General features: G+C 52.2%; 8 protein-coding genes. 1 reads left to right on the top strand and 7 read right to left on the bottom strand.

Annotated elements, in window-relative coordinates; translation table 11 throughout:
* Positions 1-142: 142 nt before the first annotated feature.
* From B5F88_RS02575 to B5F88_RS02550, 6 genes are all read right to left on the bottom strand, one after another.
* Positions 143-1,345, bottom strand: coding sequence for a hypothetical protein (locus B5F88_RS02575; protein WP_087341429.1), 1,203 nt, complete (start codon positions 1,343-1,345; stop codon positions 143-145).
* Positions 1,346-2,491: a hypothetical protein gene (locus tag B5F88_RS02570; protein WP_087341428.1), complete on the bottom strand. Its 1,146-nt coding sequence runs from the start codon at positions 2,489-2,491 to the stop codon at positions 1,346-1,348.
* Positions 2,488-3,342, bottom strand: a complete 855-nt coding sequence (locus tag B5F88_RS02565) for an ABC transporter ATP-binding protein (RefSeq protein WP_087341427.1) — start codon at positions 3,340-3,342, stop codon at positions 2,488-2,490. Before B5F88_RS02565 ends, B5F88_RS02570 begins: the two co-directional genes overlap by 4 nt.
* The gene (locus tag B5F88_RS02560) at positions 3,329-4,078 is read right to left on the bottom strand and encodes a hypothetical protein (RefSeq protein ID WP_087341426.1); all 750 of its coding nucleotides are present in this window, start codon (positions 4,076-4,078) and stop codon (positions 3,329-3,331) included. Before B5F88_RS02560 ends, B5F88_RS02565 begins: the two co-directional genes overlap by 14 nt.
* On the bottom strand, positions 4,068-4,607 hold the full coding sequence (locus tag B5F88_RS02555) for a sigma-70 family RNA polymerase sigma factor (protein WP_087341425.1): 540 nt from the start codon (positions 4,605-4,607) through the stop codon (positions 4,068-4,070). Before B5F88_RS02555 ends, B5F88_RS02560 begins: the two co-directional genes overlap by 11 nt.
* A gap of 246 nt (positions 4,608-4,853) precedes the next feature.
* A complete protein-coding gene (locus B5F88_RS02550) occupies positions 4,854-5,303 on the bottom strand; it encodes a hypothetical protein (RefSeq protein WP_087341424.1) in 450 nt (149 codons plus the stop codon).
* Positions 5,304-5,480: 177 nt separating this feature from the next.
* Here B5F88_RS02550 and B5F88_RS02545 point away from each other — a divergent pair, with 177 nt between their 5' ends.
* Positions 5,481-5,708, top strand: a complete 228-nt coding sequence (locus B5F88_RS02545) for a helix-turn-helix transcriptional regulator (RefSeq protein WP_087341423.1) — start codon at positions 5,481-5,483, stop codon at positions 5,706-5,708.
* 69 nt (positions 5,709-5,777) lie between these two features.
* Here B5F88_RS02545 and B5F88_RS02540 read toward each other — a convergent pair whose 3' ends face one another.
* Entirely contained in the window at positions 5,778-7,844 is a 2,067-nt protein-coding gene (locus tag B5F88_RS02540; protein ID WP_242959599.1) for an NlpC/P60 family protein, read from the bottom strand.
* Positions 7,845-7,876 lie beyond the last annotated feature (32 nt).

The raw sequence follows: 7,876 nt of genomic DNA, 5'->3' as shown, positions 1-7,876 counted from the left end.
GCCCCAGGAATGCAGAATTCCTAAACCATAATGAAAATGCCGACCGCCATCTCATTGCCTGTGCGCTGAGATGGCGGCCTTTTTATACGCCGAAAGATTTTACGGTTACATATGAAATGCTTTTAGGCGTTACATTATATCTTTATTGAGATAGATCCTTCTTCTTTTGCCGTTGGCAAACAAAGATACATAGGAAAAGAGATAGAACAGTGGTCAGTATGCCTCCCATAAATTCTGTGCCTGGCCACCCAGTGAGTCTGACGGGCATACTGGCAAATCGCCCCGCCCCATCCATAATCCAGGGAACCACCACCCACTCTAGCACAAAAATCAGCGGGATAGTTTTGAGCAACACGGACACATAATTTCCACTGTACCATGATAGGATGGTGATAAAACCAGCGGTTGCCAAAGTAAGCAGAGTAGTAAGACTAAGCAGAGTCAGCAAATACTGACCGTAGGACCAGTCGAACCATGGGAAGCTGCCCGGCCACACACTGACCAAAGGGCAGTTCCAGAACTGTAATACTTCAGTAGACAGAAAGGGCAATAGATAAGCGATACAGTTAAGCATAGTTAATAGTAGACCAGATATCAAGGCACTCCCCATCTGCATACTTATCACCTTTCGTCCTCGACGGGAGACCCACTGCATGGGACGAGTATGATGAAGTCGGTCATTTACCAGTGTAGGGGCTAGTAATAGGATTGTGCTAAAACTACACCAGATGGCAAAGTAGTGAAAAAATGCGTCGGTGTCACTGACAATACTTGACGGAAGAAAACCATAGGCGTCTTTGTTTTCTTCTGCCTGTGTAATCCGCTGGATGCTTGCATCCGCTGCCGGAGAGGGGGGAGTAATGGCAACGCCTATGTCTACTACAGAGCCTCCATTGGCTAGCCGGTCATAATTATTCATGAACGCAATTAACTCTCCGATGGTATAAGAGTCGGTAAGGTTTAGCAATGACTGATATAGAGTGCGTTCTTCCTCTGTCGGAGTATCTTTTTCATAAAAAGCATTTTCCCATGTTAGGTAGCTGTCATAGTCGGTTATCCCAGCCTCTGATGCTCCTGGGACATTTATAAGTTGCTGGGCAAAGTCCGCCTTCAACTCTGTGAGCTGACCATCCAATTCTGCTCGCTCCGACCGATCTATGGTAGGACCGTATTGTTTGAGCCATTCGCTGGCCAGTTGAATTTCAGCTTTGCTTATAACATCATGGCCAATCATGTTCAGATAAAAACCAGGACGAATTGGGTAATACACCACCCCAATTAAAATAATAGCCAATAACAGGATGGGTCTCCAAATCTTTTTCACTTCCCAGATAAGTAGAGACACTTATGACACATCCTCTCTTTCAAATCTTTTTAATGCTAATGTGGCAAGCCCTCCATATACTAACAAGCCAAGCGATAAGCCCACCGTCTCCTGCCATGGAATAGCTGCCGACAGTCCCATTTCTGTAAACCAGCAGTTGAAACTCAACCACAGATTGACAGGTGAGAAGGTGCAGAGTAAGTAAACTGACCACCATCCTAAATTTCCGGTAACAGTGGATAAACCCATCAAAACAGCGCACAGCACCGCCACGGTTACTGCTGCCACATAAGTGTGTCTAAGCCGTAGGCTTACTGCTGTTGTCAATAGAGAAAAAACAATCACCAACACACCGCCCGCAACAATCATGGCGATAAAGTATTGCCTTACCGTCAAGTCTATCCAAGTTAGAAAAGGCCGTACAAAAAACAAATCGGCGTAATAATTAAACTGACTGGAAACACTACTTTCCCAGATGCCGTTATAGTTCCACAGAAATAAATAGGGTCCCAAGGTAGCCAGTATCAGCAGAGCGTATAGTCCCAAAGATGCCACAATGGAAATCCGTACTTTGCGCCGCCATAGCTGCCGACCTACCCGGCTGGTGCAGATCATATCTTGAGTACCTGTTAGCTTTTCGTACCCCATCAGGTAAAGAGTACACAAAACCCCTAATAAGATTCCCTCTGTCACTATTGCGCGTAATAGGTTGTTATATAAATACTGATGACTGTCTTGAGTAATGGGACCAGCATACAGGTCCAGCGCGGCATCGGTTTGAGCCAAGTGATCAACACGATCTTGGAGCAACTCATATTTCCAGGTCAGGATGTCCTGTGCTATGCTATCTCCAGCAGTTACCTCCTGATAAAAAGTTGCCAGTTCCTCTGTATCGTAAGTCTCGAAAATATTTTCCATATTCGTCACCGATTGGCGCAAAATCTCCCGATTTTCAGTGTCTGGCAAGGCGGCTAGTCTCACCCGGAAGTCGTTATCCACCCTCTGGCCCAGGGTAGTGGCATCTGCTGAGGTTTCGTTGAAAAAGATGCGATCATAAGGTGATGGCCCGGCCAGCAACAGGGCGTTAAAAGCCAGGCATAGTCCCAGAAACACCCACAGTGCAGGTAGGTGAAAGAGTTTCCGCCACTCACAGACAGCCAAACTCATGGCCGTCCCTCCTCCCGGTATATAGCTAAGAAAGCATCCTCTAGTCCAGGTTCCACCGGCGTTCCGCCGATAGGACAGGTATCAGAGAACACCCGCAGCACTGTCCCAGCTTCCCCCTGTCCTTCACTAAGAAGATATTCACCTGACCCCATGCTTGTCCCGGCAGGGACTTCAAAAATCTTGCCCTGAAACTTTTCACGGATGCTAATGGGACTATCGCAACAATAAAGACGATGGTCCTTAAGCATGACAATCTGGCCAGCAATCGTCTCGATGTCCGAGACGATATGAGTAGAGAGAATGACAATGCGATCTTCAGATAGAGCATGAATCAAATTGCGGAATCGCACTCGTTCACGGGGGTCCAGCCCAGCGGTAGGTTCGTCCAGGATCAGTAACTTCGGATCATTCAGCATGGCTACGGCAATACCAACCCGTTGAAGCATACCACCGGAAAATTTTTTCAACTTCTTGTCCATCACATCTGACAGGCCCACCAGTTCCAATAGATAATCAATGCGGCTATCTGCTTCCTTTTTAGGAACGCATTGAAGAGCTGCAGCATAGCGAAGGAACTGTCTTGGAGTATAACCGGGATAGTATCCAAATTGCTGCGGTAAATACCCCAGCATTCCACGGTATTCCGCTCCCAGGGTCAGGATGTCCTCTCCGTCCCACAGAATTTGTCCCTTTGTAGGGAACAGTAGCGTAGTGAGCATTTTGATGAGGGTAGTTTTGCCTGCACCATTGGGGGCCAACAGACCGTAAACTCCTGGTGTAAAAGTAAGGGAAATGTCCTCTAAAGCAGTAAACTTTCCATAATTTTTGGTTACATTTTCAACGGAGAGCATAGGAAAAACCTCCTTCAATATATCGCCGGCAGAAGCGGCGCATTTCCCTCAAGTACAAAATCAGAGTACCGACAAAAATCAGGCAGAATACTATGGTGGGTACTGTGTTCAGCCACTCTGCTGCTGGAGGACACATCAAAAGCACCATTCCAATTATCAGCCAAATAATTGGAGCGGCTAAAATACCCACAATCCCCCGAAGGCGTAGGCATAGCAAGGAGAGAGTTCCGTATAGGAACAGGCTGGAAAGAGACAGCGCCAGCATCCAGCCTAAAGGTTGTAGATAACCCGATACGCTCCACAGCAGCAGATTAGCAGGCACGCATACTAGCACCGAAGCCGCACCAAAACACAGCATCCGTAGGGCGCTCACTGTTTGGGCTGAGATACGGAAAGTCCACGTCCATTCGCGAATACCAATTTGAAAATCTTTCCATGTAGTCATTAAAGACAATGTGGCATAGAGTAGTGGAGACATCAGAAGTAAAATCTGTGCTAGTCCGCCGGTGTAGTTGGCCAAATAAGAAGCGGGGAATAAACATAACACCCATAACAGTGCTGCAAGTGCCAGACAATCACCTACCCCACAAAATACGGTTCGGACACCTGCAATACACAGAGTATCCCACAGTTCTTTTCGGAAGCTAACCGGATGGGGTAATGCCACATCCAAGATCTGAGTGATAGTTTTCTGTTTTTCCTGTTCAGTAGGCATGAGAATGTTGTTATGATCCATCTACACCAAACTCCTTTCTTAGTTTCCGCACCAAGCGGTAGTAGCGGGATTTTACCGCCGCCTCTGGCTCCCCCAGAGTAGCAGCAATCTCTGGGAATGTCTTTTCACCATAAAGCCGTAGACGAAATACCGCTTGCTCATTTGGCTCCAAACCAGAGATATAGGTCTCAATCTGTTCCAGTAGTACCCTGTCGTGAATCTGCGCGACAAAATCCTCTGCTATGGGTAGTCTTACATCCTCCAGTGGCACTGGAGGTAAAGTAATATGGCGGCGGGCATCAATAATCTTGTTAGCAGCAATACGGTATAGCCAGGTACGAAAAGATGCTCTCTTTGCCTGATAGCTGGGAATAGCCCGTAGAACAGCAATAAAGATGGACTGTGTTAGGTCCATTGCATCCTCCTTATGGCCGACCTGACGGTAAATGAAGCGATAAATCTCGTCGTAATATGATTGAATTAGTTTTTCCGCAGCATCTCTGGAACCGCGCCGCTGAATGGCTCGAATCCATTTGTCCTCTTGTTTCACCGTCTCACCGCCCTTTATAAGTATATTCGTAATTTAGGGTATCATCGTTTCACAAAACACAAATAAATTTTTCAAATCTGTGTTATTGCAAGTAGCAATAAGAATAAACCTCACCGTGAGATTTGATTTCGACTGGATTTGCTTCTCGCGGTGAGATTTACTTTAATTAGTCATCACTTTATTATATACTTGCTTCAGCACTTCATCAGAAAATCAACATCCGCCATTCTTTCTTCCATCTAACAGTTATTCCGCCAGATTAGTTACTCGAAGTAAACCCTGTTTTTCTCGTCTTTTAGCATACTCCAAAAGTTCTCTGGAATTGCTGGCCGTATGCCAGACATAGGCGATCAGATAGTCGCAGTGGCACAACATCCAGCGGTTGGCCCGGACGATGGCGAGGCGTTTCGGCGCCGTCTCCATGCCCTCCGGGTAGAGGGTGCGGTCAAAGCCCTCCGGGGTGGGGATAGGCCGCTCCGCTGGGTGGTAAGGCAAGAGCAGGGTCAGCGTCACCTCCGGGTGGCGCTGTTTCGCCTCCTTGACCGCGCTGGCCGCCAGCCGGTCAAAGCCGCCGTAATGCCCCGCCACAAACTCCGTCACGCCGTACTCGACGATATGCCGCTCCACCTCCTGGGACAGCGCGGGCAGTACCCTTTCGCTGGTCTCCCGGTGGCCGATAAAAAAGCAGGTTTTCATGGCGCTGCCCCCTCTCCTGGCTCATAAAAATGCGTCTCACGGTGAGATTCAAAAAAACGCGGTCATTCCATATCTTTTGGTTGCTCTATTATATCATTTAATTGCCATTAAAGGCAATTTAAATCTATAAATAATTTTGGCGTGCCGTGATAACCTCTTAACAAAAAGGGGTGCGTCATGGAAACAGAGTATCGGGAACAGTTCATCCGGTTCGGCCTGAAGGTGCAATACTATCGAAAACTGCGGGGCATGACGCAGGAGGCATTTGCCGACGAGATCGGCAAATCCTGGTCATTTGTGGCGAAGATCGAGAGCCCCACGCGGGCGTTTGGCGTGTCTATGGAGACACTGTTCAAGATCGCGGATGTCCTGCAAGTGCCCGCCTCAAAATTGTTTGAAGATTGAACACAGAAATAAATCCCACGGTGAGATTTAATTCCGACAGGATTCGCGTCTCACCGTGGGATTTATTTTTCAGTCCCCGTAGTACACAGGCCGTCCGATGGAGGTAAAGCCCTCCACGCCAGTGATGACCACATTGTTGGCGCTGAAGGCACAGTGGACGATCAGCAGGTTTCCGCTCTCGTCCCGGCCCCCCACAATGCCTACATGGGAGTCCTCCGGGTAAAACACCAGATCGCCGGGCAGGGTCTCCTCCCAGGAGATGGGGGTGCAGTAGGTGTGCTGGGCGTGGGCGCCCCCGCCGTGGCCGATGATGTATTCGCCGCCAGTAATATTAAAAAACACCCAGTCCACAAAGCCGGAGCAGTCCATCCCGTAGGGGCGGTAGGTGCCGGTGGTGGAGCTGCCCGCCGCCGTCACTTGCCGGAGCGTGCCCCAGCGGTCATCCCAGCCTATGGTCAGGGATTTTCCGCCCCAAAAATAATTCACTTTCCCCACCAGCTTGCAGGCGGTCTCCACCACGGCCCGGCGCTCCGGGTCCAGATCAGCGGGAAGATTTTGCAGGAGCTCCACGGCATCGGCCTGGGAGATGGACAGGTCACCCAGCAGCCCGCCCAGGGCGTCCAGCTCTGTCAGCAGGTCGGTGAGGGATTGATTCTGAAATTCCGTGAAGGCGTAGGCCGTCCGCATTTCCTCGGCAGTTTTGGGGGTGATGGTGATGACCAGCACCTTTTCCGTCCAGGCTTCTTTGTCTCCGCTGGCCGGGTGCTCTACGGTCTCCACCTCGGAGGATATGGTACACATATCCCAAAAGACATCCCGCAAAAGCTCCACCTTGTCTGGGGTGAGAGCGGCCACATCGGTCCCGTCCTCGGCCCCGGCGGTCTTGGCGGCAAACACGGCGGCCACCTCTTTCCAGTCCGGGGGCTGGCCCTGGATCTCCACCCGGTCATACTCCCCGCCCTGCAAGCCCTCCAGCTTGTCCGCCAGCTCCACATTGATCTGGGCGACGGCGGCACTGAGGGGCACGGCGTCCCTGGACGGTTCGTTAGCAAAGAGGATGCCAAAGGGGGAGGCAAGCAGGGCGCCAATGAGCAGTACCACCGCCAGGGCCAGCACCAGCACCGCGCCGCCCACCAGAGAGACCAGGGCGCTGACCAGGGCGGCCACCGCCTTTGTCGCGCCCACCACCGCTTTCTTAGAGAGGCCGGCGGCGGTCTTGGCGGCCTGTTTCGCCCGCTGTGCCAGGCTCTTTTGGGCGGCGGCCTGGGCCTTGCGGCGGGCCCGCTCCACGATCCGTTTCGCGGCGGGTCTCCCCGCCTCCTGGAGCGTGGTTCTCCTAGCGGCGGCCCCTTTCCGGGCGGCCTGTTCCACCCTCTGACGGGTCTTGGGGGTAAAGGCCCCGCCGGGGGGCTTTTCCCTGGGCGTGGCGGAGCGCCTGGGGCGCTCCTTGATGGATGGGCGGTTGGTGGATGGATTTGATGGATAGATTGATTGATTTTCGAGAGAGAAGTTATTTTTAGAAGAAACTGCCTCCGGCGGGCGTCCCCCATAGTGGGGTGAGGCGGGGGGCGCTTCGCGCCCCTGGGGGAAGTCCCCGGTATGCCCGGCGTGCTCCAGATCCTTTGCCGCCTGCCGTTTCATCCGCTCCTGGGGCGTAGGCGGCGTGTCAGGTTCTCCGGGGATAGGATGGGAAACCGGGCAGGTTTCCACCGCCCCGGTCTTTGTCCCTGGTGGGCGGGCGGCGCCCCTTGGCTCTGGAGCTGCGCCACTCCGCCCCCGGCCTGTTTTGCGTGCGGTCTGGCTGGAGCCGTTCACTGGCCGGCGCTCCTGGGGGCGCTGCCCATCCCCCTTGATGGCATCTGTCCGTTCCTTGGGGCGGCGGTCTGGATGGAGGGCCCGGTCAATTAGCTGTTCTGCCTCGTGTTCCACCTTGTCAAAGGCTGCCGCGCCGGTCTGTTCTACCTGTTCCACCGCTTGGACGTCGGCGGGAGGCTCCTGCCCGCCCCGTTTCTGCTCCACCAGCTCCTTGCGGAGTTTGGCGGTCATCTGGCGGCGGACATCCCGCACAGGCCGCCCGCCGCTCTTGCCTTTCCCCTTGATCTTATCGTTGGGGTCCCGTTCCCGTGGCTTTGGCATAGCTGTCACCTCCGATTCGCATCTCACGGTGA

It is taken from the genome of Flavonifractor sp. An306 (assembly GCF_002159455.1).
Taxonomy (GTDB): Bacteria; Bacillota; Clostridia; order Oscillospirales; family Oscillospiraceae; genus Flavonifractor.
Note: the sequence above shows the minus strand (reverse complement) of the source record. Positions and strands in the feature narration are given on the sequence as shown.

Bases quoted from the DNA above. Each gene is read 5' to 3' on its own strand.
- B5F88_RS02570 (WP_087341428.1), bottom strand. From the start codon at position 2,491: ATGAGTTTGGCTGTCTGTGAGTGGCGGAAACTCTTTCACCTACCTGCA.
- B5F88_RS02565 (WP_087341427.1), bottom strand. From the start codon at position 3,342: ATGCTCTCCGTTGAAAATGTAACCAAAAATTATGGAAAGTTTACTGCT.
- B5F88_RS02560 (WP_087341426.1), bottom strand. From the start codon at position 4,078: ATGGATCATAACAACATTCTCATGCCTACTGAACAGGAAAAACAGAAA.
- B5F88_RS02550 (WP_087341424.1), bottom strand. From the start codon at position 5,303: ATGAAAACCTGCTTTTTTATCGGCCACCGGGAGACCAGCGAAAGGGTA.
- B5F88_RS02545 (WP_087341423.1), top strand. From the start codon at position 5,481: ATGGAAACAGAGTATCGGGAACAGTTCATCCGGTTCGGCCTGAAGGTG.
- B5F88_RS02540 (WP_242959599.1), bottom strand. From the start codon at position 7,844: ATGCCAAAGCCACGGGAACGGGACCCCAACGATAAGATCAAGGGGAAA.